The 18,241-nt window shown below is 44.5% G+C and carries 15 protein-coding genes; 10 read left to right on the plus strand and 5 right to left on the minus strand.

Features of this window, described 5'->3' with window-relative positions; genetic code table 11:
- The first annotated feature begins 131 nt into the window (after nt 1–131).
- On the plus strand, nt 132–959 hold the full coding sequence (locus MY523_RS07230) for a DUF3943 domain-containing protein (protein ID WP_250658114.1): 828 nt from the start codon (nt 132–134) through the stop codon (nt 957–959).
- Between the two features lie 24 nt (nt 960–983).
- Nucleotides 984–1,520 carry an outer membrane beta-barrel protein gene (locus MY523_RS07235; RefSeq protein ID WP_250658115.1) on the plus strand — a complete coding sequence of 179 codons (537 nt, stop codon included), beginning with the start codon at nt 984–986 and terminating at the stop codon, nt 1,518–1,520.
- Between the two features lie 48 nt (nt 1,521–1,568).
- On the opposite strand, the gene MY523_RS07240 is transcribed toward MY523_RS07235, so the two are convergent.
- Entirely contained in the window at nt 1,569–1,904 is a 336-nt protein-coding gene (locus MY523_RS07240) for a DUF4156 domain-containing protein (protein ID WP_250658116.1), read from the minus strand.
- 216 nt (nt 1,905–2,120) lie between these two features.
- On the opposite strand from MY523_RS07240, the gene MY523_RS07245 reads away from it, so the two are divergent.
- Entirely contained in the window at nt 2,121–2,513 is a 393-nt protein-coding gene (locus MY523_RS07245) for a hypothetical protein (protein ID WP_250658117.1), read from the plus strand.
- A gap of 182 nt (nt 2,514–2,695) precedes the next feature.
- On the plus strand, nt 2,696–4,891 hold the full coding sequence (gene lpdA, locus MY523_RS07250; protein WP_250658118.1) for a dihydrolipoyl dehydrogenase: 2,196 nt from the start codon (nt 2,696–2,698) through the stop codon (nt 4,889–4,891).
- A 74-nt stretch (nt 4,892–4,965) separates the two neighbouring features.
- Here the strand turns inward: lpdA and MY523_RS07255 are convergent, their stop codons facing one another.
- Entirely contained in the window at nt 4,966–5,232 is a 267-nt protein-coding gene (locus MY523_RS07255; RefSeq protein WP_250658119.1) for a zf-HC2 domain-containing protein, read from the minus strand.
- Nucleotides 5,226–5,825 (minus strand): RNA polymerase sigma factor, encoded by a 600-nt coding sequence (locus MY523_RS07260; protein WP_250658120.1) that lies wholly within the window; start codon nt 5,823–5,825, stop codon nt 5,226–5,228. Before MY523_RS07260 ends, MY523_RS07255 begins: the two co-directional genes overlap by 7 nt.
- Nucleotides 5,826–5,994: 169 nt before the next feature.
- Here MY523_RS07260 and MY523_RS07265 point away from each other — a divergent pair, with 169 nt between their 5' ends.
- From MY523_RS07265 to MY523_RS07280, 4 genes are all read left to right on the plus strand, one after another.
- The gene (locus MY523_RS07265) at nt 5,995–6,153 is read left to right on the plus strand and encodes a DUF2986 domain-containing protein (protein WP_250658121.1); all 159 of its coding nucleotides are present in this window, start codon (nt 5,995–5,997) and stop codon (nt 6,151–6,153) included.
- A 370-nt stretch (nt 6,154–6,523) separates the two neighbouring features.
- On the plus strand, nt 6,524–10,189 hold the full coding sequence (gene nifJ / locus MY523_RS07270) for a pyruvate:ferredoxin (flavodoxin) oxidoreductase (RefSeq protein WP_250658122.1): 3,666 nt from the start codon (nt 6,524–6,526) through the stop codon (nt 10,187–10,189).
- Nucleotides 10,182–11,195 carry a dihydroorotate dehydrogenase-like protein gene (locus MY523_RS07275; RefSeq protein WP_250658123.1) on the plus strand — a complete coding sequence of 338 codons (1,014 nt, stop codon included), beginning with the start codon at nt 10,182–10,184 and terminating at the stop codon, nt 11,193–11,195. Before nifJ ends, MY523_RS07275 begins: the two co-directional genes overlap by 8 nt.
- A 67-nt stretch (nt 11,196–11,262) precedes the next feature.
- Complete coding sequence (locus MY523_RS07280) at nt 11,263–12,519, plus strand: cyclic di-GMP phosphodiesterase (protein ID WP_250658124.1); 1,257 nt, start codon at nt 11,263–11,265, stop codon at nt 12,517–12,519.
- Between the two features lie 20 nt (nt 12,520–12,539).
- On the opposite strand, the gene bioA is transcribed toward MY523_RS07280, so the two are convergent.
- Nucleotides 12,540–13,832, minus strand: coding sequence for an adenosylmethionine--8-amino-7-oxononanoate transaminase (gene bioA, locus MY523_RS07285; RefSeq protein WP_250658125.1), 1,293 nt, complete (start codon nt 13,830–13,832; stop codon nt 12,540–12,542).
- 211 nt (nt 13,833–14,043) lie between these two features.
- Here bioA and cysC point away from each other — a divergent pair, with 211 nt between their 5' ends.
- Together cysC and MY523_RS07295 are read left to right on the plus strand one after the other, a co-directional pair.
- On the plus strand, nt 14,044–14,637 hold the full coding sequence (gene cysC, locus MY523_RS07290) for an adenylyl-sulfate kinase (RefSeq protein ID WP_370301439.1): 594 nt from the start codon (nt 14,044–14,046) through the stop codon (nt 14,635–14,637).
- A gap of 5 nt (nt 14,638–14,642) precedes the next feature.
- Entirely contained in the window at nt 14,643–16,370 is a 1,728-nt protein-coding gene (locus tag MY523_RS07295; RefSeq protein WP_250658790.1) for an SLC13 family permease, read from the plus strand.
- A gap of 356 nt (nt 16,371–16,726) precedes the next feature.
- On the opposite strand, the gene MY523_RS07300 is transcribed toward MY523_RS07295, so the two are convergent.
- Nucleotides 16,727–18,181: an undecaprenyl-phosphate glucose phosphotransferase gene (locus MY523_RS07300; RefSeq protein ID WP_250658126.1), complete on the minus strand. Its 1,455-nt coding sequence runs from the start codon at nt 18,179–18,181 to the stop codon at nt 16,727–16,729.
- Nucleotides 18,182–18,241 lie beyond the last annotated feature (60 nt).

An 18,241-nucleotide genomic window follows, 5' to 3' on the forward strand; every position in this document is an offset into this window, starting at 1 on the left:
TATCTGTTGTAGAGTATTTTTTACGAAGCCATACAATGGCCTCTGATGATAAATAATATAGATATCACTATTAACCGGTAGTTTTTAGTTGTAATGCCTATAAACGAATTCAACCTTATTAGATATAACAAATGAATAAAACATCGATTTTATTAAGCGCTTTACTGCTGTTTCCTCATGCCGCCTCTGCCTCCTGTCCGGAGTCATCAAGCAATTGCGATACCTTTTCCGGTAGCAGCCCCGAGGCAAATATGGAACAAATAGAACAAGAGAAAGAATCCCCCTACAAGATCACGTTATGGAATCCGAAACACGGTGAGGATAAAGATCGACTTTGGTCGCAAACTAAACTTATGTTTGGGCTTGGTGTGGGTGTTGCCGGCTTTATTGCTCTTTTACCACCAGACATATCTAATTGGGATCGAAGCGATGGCGACGATGGTTTGGCAAAAAAATGGTGGGATAATGTAAGAGCAGGCCCCGTATGGGATGAGGATGTTTGGACAATCAACTATATTGGGCATCCATATTTTGGAGGTGTTTATTACCAGGTGGCCCGTAAGTCAGGTTATAGCCAGTGGGATTCCTTTTCTTATTCCGCATTGATGTCTACCTTTTATTGGGAGTATGGCCTTGAAGCTTTTGCCGAAGTGCCATCTATTCAAGACTTGGTAGTAACACCGGTTGGTGGCTGGATATATGGGGAGTGGGCTCACCAAACTGAAAAAGACATTATCGCTAACGGCGGAACTGTCTGGGGGTCAAAAGGATGGGGAGGTATTTCACTCTTTTTTCTTGATCCGGTTGGCTCAATTGGCAATGGTATAAATAGCATGTTAGGCAAAGACGTCATTAACACCGGAACAGGAATGATATCTCCTCACCCTACCTATTTTGAGGCGGTAGCCGGAGAGTCCTACGGTGATTATTGGGGTGTCGATATGGTTTTCACGTTTTAATATCTCTAACTTTGGTAAGTAAGCATGAATAACAAATTATTTATAACTTCTTTCTTGTTGATGGCGTTACTGACAAATACCTGTCGAGCAGACGAAGTTGACACCAGCATTATTGAGTTTTCCCCTGGCGTAGGATATTTTTCGTTTGATAGTGAACGAAACCTTAAAGATGATGCATTTTGGGGGATGGGGTTAGGGTTAAATTTCTCTCGTAAATTCTCTGCACTCTTACACTATTCAAGCCTCAACCGTCAATCCAACCAGGCTTCGGCAGCTAAATCCATCGACATTCAGAAATATCACATTGATGGGATGTATTTTTTTAATACGGACTCTCAGTTGAGGCCCTATATCGTTGGGGGCTTTGGCCAAATTGATTTCGATAAAACACAAGATGAGACCATTATTAATGGCGGACTGGGTTTGTATGTCCGCTTAACTCCAAAATGGTCAATTCGTGCGGATATGCGCAACTTCCATAGCTTCGATGAAAGCTATAACGATCAAACCTATATGATGACTCTGGGCTACAGGCCGGGAAGTGGCGAAAAAGGCAAATAACAACCAAGCCTGTATGGCTGAACGCTTAAAAAAGTGAAAGGGCCAAATCTATATTCTGGCCCTTTCACACCGATAAGCCTGGCCTAAAATCGTTACTGATGTAGTAAATGACATATTAGTGTGAACGTGAACGGAATTTGCGTTTAGCGATAGCGCTTCATTTTTTAAATCGTTAACCGCACCTAACGTTAAATCCTTATTTGTAATGAAAATATAATTGTACCAGTGCCCTTCTGTACCCACTATTTCTTTAATAAAAGCGCATTTTTCAACCTGCTCATAGGAATCAAACATTCTTACATCCCGTGCATCCGGGTGGAGTTCCGCTGTTTCGATTAAACTGCATGAGGCGCTTAAAATGCTCGACAGGGTTACAATGGCCATTCTCATAACATATAAACCAGTTAATTATTACACCTTCAAAGAATATACAATTGCTAGAGGCAGAGACAATAGCAATATTATAAATATCTTATTGCGAAAGGTTTACTTTCGGATATTAAAACACTCATTGGTTTTAAGAATTGTACTAGTGGAAATTGGATTATTTGCCGTTCATCGGTATGATAGATAAAACCGTTACAAGGTATCGCCTTAAGTATGTCTCGCCCTAAATATAAAATTACCGCCTCAGACTTGCCGTTTGTGCACGCTTATTTACTACGAGCAATGGAGGATAGCCATTACATTACCCGCGGAAATTCAGTGTCATATCAGTTTCGGCAGTATCTGGGGCGCATTGACTTAGACGATGATCTGGAACATGAGGCTGAGATACTCAACCGCTGGTGTGAAAAGTATCTCACCACTGAGCAATGGAACCGACTAAAAGTAAGCATTCGTAAAATGCGTTATCGCCAGTCAAATACCGATATCACTATCACGCTTAAGCCTCGAGCCCATAAAGTACTGCAAACCCTGATTGACCAAGGCAAAGCCCGCTCTTTATCTGAAGCCGTGCTATGGTTAAATGATAACAAGTACAATTCTTAAACGAATTTACCAGCCAGCAATCAAAATAAATACAAAGTTTTATGTAACATTTACGCAAGCGCTGCGTCAAAAGATAAACAGACGTTTTCTTTGCAGTATTGTTTGGGGCGTCCTGTTTGTTTCGATTTATTTTTACGATCTATTTGTTGCGAACGATCTACGACTAAATAAAGGTTTTGAATATGAGTAAAAGCAAGTTGTTGTTGGCTTTGGTCATTACCGCCGCTATCGGGGCATTTTTGTTTTTTGATATAAGCCAATATATGACGTTGGATTACTTTAAGTCCCAGCAGGCTGAAGTTGAACAATACGTCGCATCAAACTTTACCAATAGCGTTGTGATATTTTTTATCTCGTACGTGCTTGTTACGGCGCTCTCCCTGCCTGGCGCAGCTGTAATGACATTGATAGCCGGAGCACTGTTTGGACTGCTTAATGGCCTGATTATTGTCTCGTTTGCTTCCACCGTCGGGGCGACGTTAGCTATGCTTTTTTCACGCTATTTACTGCGTGATATAGTACAGAAAAAGTTTTCTACCCAACTCAAATCTATCAATGAGGGTATGGAAAAAGAAGGCGCGTTTTACCTTTTTACATTGAGACTTGTGCCTGTTGTACCATTTTTTGTGATAAACCTCGTGATGGGTCTTACATCAATCCCTGCCAGAACATTTTTCTGGGTTAGCCAAGTTGGGATGCTGGCAGGAACGGCGGTTTACGTTAATGCAGGGACGCAGTTGGCTGACATCGATTCACTGTCTGGAATTCTATCTCCCGGCCTTATTTTCTCATTTGTGCTGCTCGGGTTATTCCCGCTAATAGCAAAACGAATATTAGCTGCGGTTAAACGTAAGAAAGTACTAAAAGATTACCCAACGCCAAGCTCTTTTGACGAAGATATTGTCGTATTGGGCGCTGGCTCTGCCGGGCTGGTAACGTCATATATAGCGGCTGCGGTGAAGGCAAACGTTACGTTAATTGAAAAACACAAAATGGGTGGCGATTGCCTCAATACCGGATGTGTGCCATCAAAAGCACTGATTCGATCAGGCAAGTTTATGGCTGATGCCAAACGGTCAAAAGACCTGGGGTTTGAGTCTGCAACGGTCGATTTTAATTTTTCAGATGTCATGGTGCGCGTTCAACGTATCGTAAAAACCGTTGAACCTCATGACTCTGTCGAAAGATATACCAACCTGGGCGTTAACGTGATTGAAGGTGAAGCCAAGATCACATCCCCCTACACCGTTGAAGTTAATGGTAAAACCTTGACGACCCGCAATATTGTCATCGCCACAGGCGCAAGACCTTTTGTCCCACCAATCAAGGGGATCGAGAATGTTGATTACCTGACCTCTGACAACATATGGGATATGAGAGAGCAGCCCAGGCGGTTAATCGTGCTTGGCGGTGGCCCAATTGGTTGTGAGCTAACCCAAGCGTTTGCAAGGCTCGGCAGTCAGGTGACTCAAATTGAAATGAATAATCGCCTAATGATCAGGGAGGATGAGGATGTATCCGCACTGGTCTATGAACGGTTTAAAAAAGAAGGCATCACTGTTCTTACCAATCACCAAGCGGTGGAATTTATCGTCGAAAATGGAGAGCAGGTTTTAATTTGTAAGCACAATGAACAAGAGGTCAAGATACCGTTCGATAAAGTGCTGGTCGCCGTTGGGCGAGTCGCTAACGTATCAGGCTTTGGGCTGGAAGAACTTGATATCCCGACCACCCGCGTTAAAACCGTCGAGGTGAATGAGTTTCTCGAAACCAAATTTCCGAATATATATGCAGTGGGCGATGTTGCAGGCCCCTTTCAATTTACCCACACGGCAGCCCATCAGGCTTGGTATGCCGCAGTGAATGCGTTGTTTGGGAAGTTTAAACGGTTCAAAGTTGATTACTCTGTCATTCCCTGGGCGACCTTTACCGAACCGGAAGTTGCGAGAGTTGGACTCAACGAGCAAGATGCTAAAGAAAAAGGTATTGATTATGAGGTCACCAAGTTTGACGTGGCAGAGCTGGATAGAGCGATTGCTGATGAAGAAGCTCACGGCTTTATTAAGGTGCTAACGGTACCCGGTAAAGATAAAATATTAGGCGCTACCATTGTCGGAGAGCAGGCCGGAGACCTGATTGCCGAATATGTTATGGCGATGAAGCATAACTTAGGGCTAAACAAAATACTCGGTACGATTCATATCTACCCTACCCTGGCAGAGATGAACAAATATGCGGCGGGAGAATGGAAACGCGCTCATAAGCCGGAAAAACTGCTGAATTGGGTCGAAAAGTTTCATCGCTGGCAGCGAGGCGAAAAAGGTATAACGTCAAAGCCCAGCCGCTTCGAGCCGTCTGTTAAACCGGCTCAAGACTAAACCTAATTGGGGCCAAACCTGCTCAGAGCCAAAGCGGTTTGCCCTAATAATCTCGATGGGAGATTGTTAGGGCGTCACTTTTTTAAGACTTCTTTATCTATGCGTCTCATGATTTGATCGATTTTAACACCCTCAGCGCTCGACACGTCACTATTGCAACCCGTGGCTGAGTGACCTTCATTTTTACCAATCATATCAACGGTTAACTTAAGATAGTTTAGATAACGGCGACAGTGCTTGCACATTGCCAGATGAAGCTTGACCGACGCTTTCTGTTTGAACGGGAGCGACCCTTCCAATATTTCATCTGACAGCGCTGACAGCTCTTTGCAGGTTAACACGTTCCTGTCTCCTGAAAGTTCTCAATATGTTCGAATACTTTGTGCCTTGAGCGGTGAATCAGTACTCTTACATTAGACGCAGTAACGTCCAAGATGTTACATATCTCGTCAAGGCTAATGCCATGCATGTCCTTTAACGTTAAAGCAGCGCGGGCTTGCACGCTCAATTTGGCCATATATTTGTTCAAGCACTTCAAAAATTGCTGATTGCTTAGCAGTGCATCGGGCGTATCGTAGTGCCAGTTTGACGGGGGCTTTGACCAGTGCCCGTCACTTCCATAGCGGCTAAAAAACTCGTCGCTGCCATCCTGAGTGAGTTCACTGATAGAGATGGTTTTGCTTTCCTTTCTTAACCTGCTTTTCGCCTCATTTGAAACAATTGAAATAAGCCAGGTTTTAAGACTTGATCGATGTTCGAATTTAGCAAGGTTGCGATATGCGGAAATCCATGCCTCTTGTACAACCTCTTCAGCCAGCGAGTCTCCAATGATGGACGTGGCGACGGCCATCATGACTGAGTAATAACGTTCAACCAACACTCTAAATGCTTGGTGATCGTTTAACGCATCGTCGACTAATGCACCTTCATCCATAGGCTGCTGGTTACCTCAATTTGAGAATATGTGGTGGGCGCTCTTCAATGTGAGTGAACCTCAACATCCGACTACATCTATACTAGAGCTTTATAAGACGGACTGGTTTAAACTATGCATTATATAAACATAGACAACTGAGTACAGCATAAAGAAATACGAGACGAAGATGAACCGAAAAAAGAAGATAAAACAGACGATTAAAAAGCTGGTTAAAAAGGAAAACGCTAAAAAGCAGCCCAAAAACAAGGTGCGCTATATATCCAAGGCAGAACGAGCAGCTCTAGAAGCCGAAGAGCAAAAAAAGCAGGAACAAGAGATAGAATAACTTTGCTAGTTATAGCGTGATATAAAACATTAAATATATTCTGTAACTAATTGATATTTAGTTATTTAACTTAAGGTCAGCCGCATTACTATGTGCAACCCGGTTATAGGCAGATAGCCGGTGACTCTTCTTAACCCCTCCCCCTGTCACCGGTAATGTAAAACTGATGCAGGTCATCTGTCGTTCAAATATTCTTCAACTCAACATGCAGTCATTACTCAAAATGATTAACGAATATTTTAATTAAAACAATATTTTACGTCGTATATTTAATGTAAATAATTAGATTTTACTAGCTATTCAGATAGGTGCTATTTGGTTAATAGTTGGTCTAAGCTACACATTCGTGTTAATTAGCAGGAGTGTGGGCATGAAAGATAACGATACAATCACCGTTGATGGGAATGAGGCGGTTGCAAGAATCGCCCATAAAACCAATGAAGTCATTGCCATCTACCCCATCACGCCCGCCTCGCCTATGGGAGAGCATTCAGATGCATGGTCATCAATGGGGAAGACCAATATCTGGCACAGCGTCCCACAAATTATTGAAATGCAAAGTGAAGCTGGCGCTGCTGGAGCTATTCACGGTGCATTACAAGCAGGGTCAATAACCACCACCTTTACCGCTTCACAGGGGTTGTTACTGATGATCCCAAACATGTACAAAATTGCCGGAGAGCTGACCCCTACCGTTTTTCATGTGGCGGCCCGCTCACTGGCCGCGCAGGCATTATCGATATTCGCAGATCACAGCGATGTGATGGCAACACGGGCGACAGGGTTTGGCTTGCTCGCGTCTAACTCTGTGCAGGAAGCACAGGACATGGCCTTAATTGCTCAAGCTGCTGCCCTCGAAGGTCGAATCCCCCTGGTTCACTTTTTTGATGGTTTTCGCACCTCTCATGAGATCTCGAAGATTACTTCAATTGACGATGCAGTGATCGAAGAGATGATTCCGTTAAGTTTCGTACGGAGTTTTCGCGAAAGAGCGATGTCTCCGGTTCACCCGGATGTGCGTGGTACATCTCAAAACCCGGATGTGTATTTTCAAGGTAGAGAAACGGTTAATGAGCGCTATTTACAATTTCCACACGTCGTGGCGGCTCAAATGGCCAAATTTGGCGAGCTCACTGGCAGACACTATCGACCTTTTGACTATATAGGGGCCGATGATGCAGAGCGCATTATTGTATTGATGGGGTCAGGGGCTGAAACCGTCGAAGAGACAGTGAATCAGCTGATAAGCAATGGCGAATCGGTCGGTTTGGTCAAAGTTCGTCTATACCGTCCGTTCTCTGGCTCGATGTTTATCGATTCGCTGCCGTCTTCAGTCAAAGCGTTGGCGGTATTAGACAGAACCAAAGAGCCTGGGGCCGAAGGGGAACCTCTCTACAAAGATATCTGTTCCGCGTTAATGCTCCATTCACAAACCACTCAAGATGAACATTTCAACATTCCAAAGGTGATAGGCGGTCGTTATGGCTTGGGCTCTAAGGAGTTTACACCGGGGATGGTCAAGGCTATTTTTGATGAGTTGAAGCAGCCCAGCCCGAAGAATGGCTTTACTATTGGTATTTATGACGACCTGACACATACTAGCCTAAACTGGGATGAGCACTTTAATACGGATGCTAATAAGCAAACAACGCAGTGCGTATTCTTCGGGTTAGGGGCAGATGGTACGGTTAGTGCGAACAAAAGCAGCATAAAAATTATCGGTGAAAATACCCCCATATACGCGCAGGGATATTTTGTTTACGACTCCAAAAAGTCAGGGGCGGTTACTATTTCGCATTTGAGGTTCGGGCCTCAACCCATTAAATCCAGCTATCTGATTGCTAAACATTCTGCCAACTACGTAGGGTGCCATCAGTCTATGTTTTTGGATAAATATGATGTGCTTGAATATGCGGCGAAAGGTTCGGTGTTTGTATTAAATACCTCAATGCCGCAAGACCAGCTTTGGCAATCGCTGCCGAGCAAATTTAAGCAAACTGTGGTTGAAAAAAACATCCGTTTTTACGCCATTGATGCCTACAAAATTGCTGAACTTAGCGGTATGGGTCGCAAAATTAATACTGTTATGCAGACCTGTTTTTTCGCAATTTCAAATGTTTTACCTCAGCAAGACGCGATTCAAGCCATTAAAACGCAAGTTGAAAAAGTTTACGGTAAAAAAGGCCGGTACATTACCAAAACTAACTTTACTGCCATCGACAACACGGTTGACGCGCTTTACGAGGTTGACTACAAACAAGCGTTATCTGCCGCGGCCCTTGATACTCAGCCGACTCACTCAGTTTCTGAAGAAGAACATAACTTTATCAATGATGTGACAAAACGAATCATTGCTGGGGAGGGTGACCTTATTCCGGTGAGTTTGCTTCCTGATGACGGTGTTTTTCCGAGTGGCACCGCGAAACTTGAAAAGCGTAATCTCGCGTTAGAGTTGCCCCTTTGGGATGAGACACTGTGCACTCATTGTGGTAAGTGTGTGTTTGTTTGCCCTCATAGCGTTATCCGAAGCAAAGCATTCGCAGCAGACGCGGCGGTTAATGCCCCCTCCTCTTTCAAGCAGGTACAGATTAAAGGCAAGGATTACCCTCAAGGGGTGAATATCAGTTATCAGATATCGCCGGAAGATTGCACCGGTTGCACTCTCTGTGTCGATATTTGCCCTATAAGAGATAAAACCCAGGCTAAACGAAAAGCGATCAACATGGTTCCGCAAGCGCAGATCAAACAGCAAGAAAAAGAAAACTGGGCGTTTTTTCAGTCACTGCCTGACTGGGATATAACGAATGCCAAACGAACCACCATGAAAGGAGCCATGGTATTGCCACCGATGTTCGAATTTTCCGGGGCATGCACGGGCTGTGGAGAAACGCCCTACATACGTCTGGCGACTCAATTGTTTGGCGATAGAATGTTAGTCGCCAACGCAACCGGCTGCTCTTCAATCTATGGAGGGAACTTACCCACTACGCCATGGAGTAAAAATGCTGAAGGGCGCGGCCCTGCATGGAACAACTCACTGTTTGAAGATAATGCAGAATTCGGGTTAGGGATGCGAATTGCGAGTGATCAGCAGAAGCAGCTCGCATTAGCCTTGCTCAAGAAAATGAGCACTGAGTTACCTCCAAATTGTTATCAGGATATTGCAGACGCCGATGAATCAGATGAAGCTGGAATATTTGAGCAGCGACAACGCATTTCACAGCTTAAGGAGTATTTGACCCAAATAAAATCGCCTCAGTCAGAGCAACTAATGAGCGTAGCTGATGCGCTAAGCAAAAAAAGCATTTGGATTATTGGCGGTGACGGCTGGGCTTATGATATTGGGTTTGGTGGTGTCGATCATGTGCTGGCATCAGGTAAAGATGTCAATATTCTGGTGTTGGATACAGAAGTCTATTCTAATACAGGCGGGCAGACCTCCAAAGCAACACCCAAAGGCGCGGTGGCAAAATTCTCGGCATCCGGTAAACCAACGATTAAAAAAGACTTGGCCAAAATCGCCATGACTTATGAGAACTGCTATGTGGCTCACGTGGCATATGGCGCTAAGGATGTACAAACATTACGCGCATTTATTGATGCGGAGTCTTACCCCGGCCCGTCGTTGATTATCGCCTACTCCCCCTGCATTGCTCACGGTGTTGATCTGGTTAATAACCATCGACAACAGAAAATGGCGGTTGATTCCGGGCATTGGTCTCTGTTTCGTTATGACCCGAGAAAATCTCACGAAGGCCAAAACCCTCTACATCTGGACTCGAAAAAACCCGCACTGGCTTACAGTGAGTTTACCAAAACTGAAGCTCGGTTTAGTATGCTTAAGCACTCCCACCCTGAACAAGCGGAACGTTTTAACACTCAAGCTCAAAATGACATTAACCGCCGTTACGAGCAATACCTGGCGTTAGCTTCAGATCCCGACAGAAAGTCGGACGAGTCCGTTATCGTCCCTGAGGCGACTACGAAACACGCCACTCCAAACACCCCAAATACCGAGGAGACGAGCCATGATTGATCTAACGACGACGTATTTGGGGCTACCATTAAAAAATCCGTTGGTTCCCTCGTCATGTCCTCTCACCAATAATATCGATAGTGTCCGGCGGCTTGAAGACAGTGGTGCGGCTGCCATTGTACTACCCTCACTGTTTGAGGAGGAGCTGATACATGAGCAGCAACATATGACTCGTTTTCTGGACCATCAGGACATAGGCCACCATGAGGCTGATAGCTTTCTTCCGGTTCCTGATCAGTATCTGTCCCACTTGGATAAAACCGTATCGCTAATCAACCAATGCAAACATGCGCTTGAAATCCCGGTTGTTGGCAGTATTAACGGGATTACTCCGAGTGGCTGGGTCGATTGTGCAGTCGACTTACAGACGGCGGGCTGTGATGCAATTGAGCTAAACCTTTATTCGATAGAAGCAGACTCGAAAAGAACAGCGGCAGATGTTGAAAGTGATTTTTTAAGCATCGTTGCCCGTCTATATGATGAAGTCACGGTACCTGTAACGATAAAGCTTTCATCGCAGTTTTCCTCATTGAGCAACTTTGCGCTAAACCTTCAACAACAGGGCGCGTCGGGAATCGTTTGTTTTAACCGCTTCTACCAACCAGATATAGACCTTAATACACTGGAACTCAGCCCTACAATTGAGCTCTCTTCGCCCATCGAGTCACTTATGCGGATTCGTTGGATTGCCCTGTTGAAAAGTCAGTTAAAACTGTCTCTTGCTGCGACAGGCGGGTTTCATGGTTACAACGATATCGCCAAGGCACTATTGGCAGGGGCTGATGCGGTTTATCTTTGCAGTGTGTTAATGCAGCAAGGTCATGAGGTTATTGGGCGCATTATTAAAGACTTGCGGTTCTGGATGGAGGAAAAGGAATATCAATCAGTTGATCAATTAAAAGGCAGTCTAAGTTATGACAATGCCGCCTCCCCTGCGCTATATGCAAGAGGCAATTATCTGGAAGTAATGGACTCATTCACACCATCAAAGGGTGTTAAAGTCTAAAAATAGGTTATAACTAAAACAGGGATAAAAATATTGTTCTCAGTTGTACAGGTAGAATTCACTAAAAATGAAAGTCTCGAATAAAGTATTGGTAGAGATTCCAGTTGCTGACCTGGAAATTGGAATGTACGTATCTAAATTAGATTGCCCTTGGGAGGAAACGCCTTTTATTTATCAGGGCTTTTACCTGTATGACAAGCAGGACATTCAGGAGCTACAGGCGTTGTGTAAAACTGTTTTTGTCCAAGCCGAAAAAGAGGTCTGGGAAGAAAAACAAAAGGTCACGCTATCCACTGGCAAAGAGCGGGTTCGTACCGTTGAAAAGCAGAAAATCACGTATATCAACAAAGTCCCTGCATATCGTGAGCTTGAGAAAGCCGGGGCGACTTTTAATGAAGCCAAGCGCTTAATTTCTAATATCTTCGCTACGGTAAAACTTGGACGTTCATTTAATATAAGCGAAGTTAAATCAGTTGTGACGGACATTGTAGGCAGCATTTTACGAAACCCCAATGCCATGCAATGGTTATCTCTTATCAAAAATAAAGACGAATATACCGCCGAACACTGCTTAAGGGTTTGTGTTTTTGCGGTTTCACTTGGTCGAGAGCTGGGTATGCTTGAAGGAGAGCTTATTGAGCTGGGTATTAGTGGGTTTCTTCATGACGTTGGTAAGACTCGCATCCCTAATGAAGTGTTGAATAAACCTGGCCGCTTTACCGCACAAGAGTTCGAGCTTATGAAAAGCCATTCTACTCACGGTAAAAACATCCTTATATCGCAAGCTGGCGTGCCGCCCATAGCTGTTGATGTTGCCTATACTCATCATGAGCGCATCGATGGTGGCGGCTACCCTAGAAAGCTTGAAGGTTATAAAATCAGCCGGTTTGCAAGAATCGTTTGTATTGTCGATGCTTATGATGCGATGACATCAGTACGTGTATATAAGTCTGCGATGTCTTCTCTTGAATCACTAAGAATTATATTTGAAGAGAAAGGCGTGCATTTTGACCCTGAACTCGCAGACCTTTTTATCAAATTGATCGGGGTTTACCCTACCGGGCATATCGCGGAGTTAACTTCTGGTGAAGTGGGCATCATCATAAAATCTAACAATGAGCACCGACTAAAACCCAAGATACTTCGGCTCATTGACAAACACGGCATAAAATCCAAAGAGGTCATTATTGATCTCGCCAAAACCCCTACTGACGACAACGGTAATCCCATACGCTTAAAAGATGTGCACCCTAACGGCGCATTTGGTATTGATATTCAGCCCTACCTGAAAAAGGGGCTACGCTTAAGCGAAGCCGAAGAGTAAGGCACCAGGCTATCTCCCTTTTAGCATGAGTCACTCAGAACTCGGTACAGCGCCTGTGTGAGAAAATCCAGATCATCATCAGAAATTATAAAAGGGGGCATTAGGTAAACCAGTTTTCCAAACGGTCTCACCCAAACCCCCTGCTCTACAAATCTGGGCTGAATTTCAGACAGCTCAACCGGCTCCTTAAGTTCTATGACGCCAATGGCACCAAGGACGCGCACATCCTCAACGCAACTCAACTCATTGCAAGCCGCAAGGTTATCGGCTAAACGAGTCTCAATATTCTTAACCGTTTTACGCCAGTCTGAATCTAGCAACAACTCAAGACTGGCTACTCCAGCAGAACATGCAAGTGGGTTCGCCATAAAGGTTGGGCCATGCATAAACAACCCCGGATTACCGCCGCTTATTGTTTCACTGATTTCTCTCGTGGTCATAGTTGCAGCCAGGGTTAAGTACCCACCCGTGAGTGCTTTGCCTACACACATAATATCGGGTTCAATATCTGCGTGTTCGCAAGCAAACATTTTTCCTGTGCGGCCAAACCCTGTCGCTATTTCGTCCAGAATTAACAGGACGCCATACTCATTACATAACTCTCGCACCCGTTTGAGATAATCGGGTGAGTAAAAGCGCATACCCCCTGCCCCCTGAACAACCGGCTCAATAATCACCGCTGCAATGTTAGAGTGGTGACGCTCAAGACTTTGCTTCATTGGTTCGATATCTTGTTCTGTGCACTCGTCTTCATAGCGACACTGAGGGGCTTCTACAAAATACTGTTTGGTCAGCGTTTCAGAAAACAGAGAGTGCATCCCCGTAACGGGGTCACACACCGACATGGCACCAAATGTATCGCCGTGGTAGCCATTTCTAACGGTTAAAAAACGCTGTTTTCCGGGTTGTTGTTTGTCGTGCCAGTACTGAATCGCCATTTTCATCGACACTTCAACGGCAACAGAGCCCGAATCTGAAAAAAAGACGGTTTCAATATTTTTTGGAGTCAAATCAACTAACAACTTTGCCAGTTTAATAGCAGGGTCATGAGTAAGCCCCCCAAACATGACATGTGACATATTGTATAATTGAGCTTGCAGCGCTTCGTTCATTGCCGGGTGATTGTAGCCATGAATTGCGCACCACCATGAAGACATGCCATCAATCAATTCGGTTCCATCTGCCAGCTTAAGTTTGACTCCGTCGGCTGATGTGACTCGCCACAGAGGGTGATCAGCACCGATGGCGCTATAAGGGTGCCAAATATGATTTTTATCGTAATCAAGTAGCTTATCGCTGGGCGTCTCAGTCATTTTGGTTCCAGTAAACATGTGCATGTTTGCATAATAAAAAGGAGGCTTATACTAATAGTAATCTTATTATTTAGTCATCTTTACATACTTGTCCTTCTAAACTATTTTTGAAGTAAGGTAGTTACCTAATAAAAATAACGATCCTTTTCATACTCCATAAACTCTCGGCGTTTCTGTAATCATACTGTTTGTCTAACAGATGGGTATCGATATGAAACATATTGTATGGCACGACCACCATATATCAAAAGAAGACCGAGCAGAACAGAAAAAACAGAAGCCCTGCCTCATCTGGTTTACCGGGCTAAGCGGCTCGGGTAAATCAACCGTTGCAAATGCGCTGGAACAACAACTCTATATTGATAGCCATCATACTTATCTATTAGATGGAGACAACATCCGCCATGGTTTGAGTAAAGACTTGGGTTTTTCGGACGAGGACCGTGTCGAAAATATCAGGCGAATCGGCGAAGCGTCAAAACTGTTTGTTGATGCCGGGTTGATAGTGATGACGGCCTTTATATCCCCTTTTAAAAGCGATAGAGATATCGCTCGTTCGTTAGTTGAAGAAAGTGAGTTTATAGAGATTCACATGAATACACCCCTGGAGGTGTGCGAGCAACGAGACCCTAAAGGGCTGTATAAGAAAGCCAGGGCCGGAATTATTCCACACTTTACCGGGATTGATTCAGAATATGAGGCACCAGAAAACCCGGAACTCACATTAAATACGGCCGTTTACTCTACCGACGAATGCGTCATAAAGATAATTGATTTTCTAACACGGCATCACTATATTTTTTGAGCGATGTGATGCCTGTCGAGCAGCTAATCGTAGCCTTAGTCTCTATTCTTTTAATACTCGGGCTTATTTTTACCAAAGTGAACCCTGCTGTACTTTTCAGCGCAGGTGGACTCTCCTATTTAGTTACAGACCTTATCGAGCTTAAACCTCTACTCAATAGCTATACACACCCTGCACTTGTCACACTGGTACTACTCATTATTATCTCTACCGCATTTGAGCGTACCCGCATGATTAGCATGATGGTAAGAAATTGCGTCGGTGAAGGCTTTATTGGGATTTTAAAGGCACTGCTGACGACGTCATTACTCTCTGCTTTGCTAAACAATACAGCTGTTGTAAGTGTTTTGATCAGCGGGATCAAAAATAACAGTAAACTGTCTGCTCACCGGCTACTGCTTCCAATTTCTTACGCGGCCATTATTGGTGGCACATTAACCCTCGTCGGTACTTCGACGAACCTGATTATTAATGGCTTAATGGTGGAGCAAGGCTTGCCTGGTTTTAATCTGTTTTCATTCTTTGTGCCCAGTCTTATTCTGCTCTGCTTACTCATTCCGCTAGTCGTGCTAACCGCTTACCTCTTTCTGAGTAACGATAAAGACGTTATGCGAGATGGCAGGCGCTACTTTGTCGAGGCGAAAGTCAATGATGACTCTCCCCTGATCGGCAAGACGGTACTCGAAAATGGTATGCGAAACCTTGAACACCTGTTTCTGATTGAAGTTATCAGGCGGGATCAACTGATTTCACCTGTTTCGCCCAACGAGTTGATTGAAGCGTCCGATATTCTTATTTTTACCGGTGAAGTAAAGAAGCTTGATGACATTATGCAACTTCCCGGCCTAACACTATTTGATGAATCAATCGAAGTGCTGCAGCGCAATCTTGTCGAGGTTGTTATTAGCCCAACGGCTAACTTTATTGGCAAGTCAATTAAAGATTGCGATTTTAGAGCCACGTTTGATGCTGCGGTTGTTGCAATCAGACGGGGTGACAAGCAGTTATCTGGTAAAATGGGCGTACATCGAATTCAACCCGGTGATTCTTTACTGCTTGCCACCGGCCATGACTTCCTGATGCGCAAAAACATATCTCAAAACTTTTATATACTCTCCAAGAACGGTGTGCCCCCTACTAATGGCTGGAAGATGTGGCTGATGGCTATTGGCTTCCCTGTTGCTATTCTGGTGGGGACATTCACTTCTCTGTCGTTACCTGAAAGCTTGCTGCTGTTTTCCATTCTGCTTTTGGTAACCAAGATACTCAAACCGGGTAACGTCAGACGAAGGTTTCCATTTCAGCTGATACTCGTAGTAGGGTCTGCACTAGCAATGGCTCAAGTGGCGATATCGACCGGCGCCGTCGCCAAATTAGTCGAGCTTGTATTGCTGGCTGCGCCCGGGGTAACCGTCTGGGCAGGGTTTGTTGCGGTGTATTTGCTTACGTTAGTTCTGACAGAGCTTATCACCAATAACGCCGCAGCAGCGGTGATGTTTCCCATTGCGTTGGGGTTTGCTCAAGGGTTTGACGTGTCCGTGCTGCCTTTCATCATGGCAGTTCTTTACGGTGCTAGCGCTAGTTTTCTCTCTCCTTATGGGTATCAGACCAACCTTATCGTGTATAGCGCTGGCAATTACCGGCTGATTGACTATCTGAAGGTTGGTTTACCTATTTCGGTCGCCTACAGTCTGACTGTAATCAACATTGTTCCTGAGTTTTTTCCGTTCTAACGGCACACATTATGACACCGACATTAATTGGTATAACGATAAACTTTCAATTACCTGGTTAAATGCGCAGGAATCACGAACAATAGCGACCACCTCTATCTCACGCTAAAGCGATAGTATATGAATAGTTAATATGGATACATTAAAAATACAGTGGAGGAACTGCTGACACTGGTGCGCGTGGCGCACCCTATAGTCGTGCTGAACACCCATCTTTTAAAGGGGTTGCTTGCGTAATGATCCCGGATGCTTCGTAAAATCTGATTTAATCAGATGTCTCTTAGCTTTCTTCCCTACTGAGCTTCCGTTAGGAAACCATGCAGACTACCCACACTCTTCCCATCTGACAACAGCGTCTAGTACGCATCATCAGTAAATAATATAAATACAGTCTTAATTAGAATTTTTATATCCAGCCAAATTGACCAGTTGTTTATATAGGCGAAATCGTAGTTGACCCGCTTTTGCATCTGCGCCACTGTTCGGGTTTCACCTCTGCAGCCATTGGTTTGGGCAAGCCCGGTAATACCCGGTTTGATGCGGTGTCTGGCCAGATAGGCCTCAATTTTTTTATGAAAAAAGTAGTTGTGTTCAACCGAATGAGGCCTTGGGCCTACTAGTGCCATACTGCCATTAAGCACATTAAACAACTGTGGAAGCTCATCAATACTTGTTCTGCGAATAAAGCGGCCAATCGGCGTGACTCTGGGGTCATTGCGGGTGGCTTGTTTACAACCATCATCCTTATGGAGATACATACTTCGGAACTTCCAGACAGTTATCACCTTTCCTTCCCAGCCATGGCGTTTTTGGTTGAAAAATACAGGGCCGGGCGACGTTATTTTGATCAGTAAGGCAACGAGCAGAAGAAGTGGTGACAAGATAATTAGCGCAATAAACGCAAGCGACCTATCGATCACCTCTTTTGCCAGCGCCTGCACCCCGCCAAGTGGCGACTCAGACAGTGATATCAGTGGCACGCCGGCAATCTCTTTGACATTCAGATTGAGCAACGTCAAGCCAAAAACATCCGGCGCCCAAATCACATCGATGTTTTTATTAAGAAGCATAAGGTTGATGGAACTCAGTGCTTGCACATGGTTCATTGGGAGCGCGATATAGACTTTTTTTATTTTATAGCGGTTTATCACCCACGAGAGGTCGTTAATGTTGCCTAATACAGGCACATCTTTTACGTCCCAGTTCTCATCAGATTCTTTACCATCTTTATCAGTAACACTCCCTTCACCGATAACGCCAACAACATGATCTCTAAGCCAAATATTACTATTGATCTTATTCGTAAGGTGGTGCGCAAGATGGCTGGTGCCGATTACAAGCACATGAAGGTCTCCCTCCACCGCAATAGCATGTTTCTGATACGCCTTAATGATCGAGGTTGACGCTAAATAGGTTCCGACCTGGGCTGCAAAGGCAAGCGCCGCCCAAAGTAAAAATGTATTCGCTGAAAAAGATTCTATGCTTTGGGTAATAAACCCAATCACCACGAGCAGGCATAAAACAGACACCCACGCCCTACCAAGTGTAAACAGGCTTTTTAAATGGCCTATAAAGCAGCGATACACGCCATTTTTTCGATATACCATCCACATCAGGAGCACAGTAATAACTGCTAATAGGCTATGTTCTTTGCTGAACGACTCCCCTTGGGCAACAACAACGCCATAGAGCACCAGTATCGCAACGGCATTATCAATCAGCACTTGTAGCCACACGAATAACGATATGTGGTCTTGCAATAAACGCTTTGGACGGGCATCAGAAATAGATAAGGTTTGATCGTAGTACATATCCCTTTCCTATCTTCTTTATTTTTATAGAGGGTTTCGCACGACTATTGCGCTTACAAA

Source organism: Alkalimarinus coralli, assembly GCF_023650515.1.
In the GTDB taxonomy this organism is placed as follows: domain Bacteria; phylum Pseudomonadota; class Gammaproteobacteria; order Pseudomonadales; family Oleiphilaceae; genus Alkalimarinus; species Alkalimarinus coralli.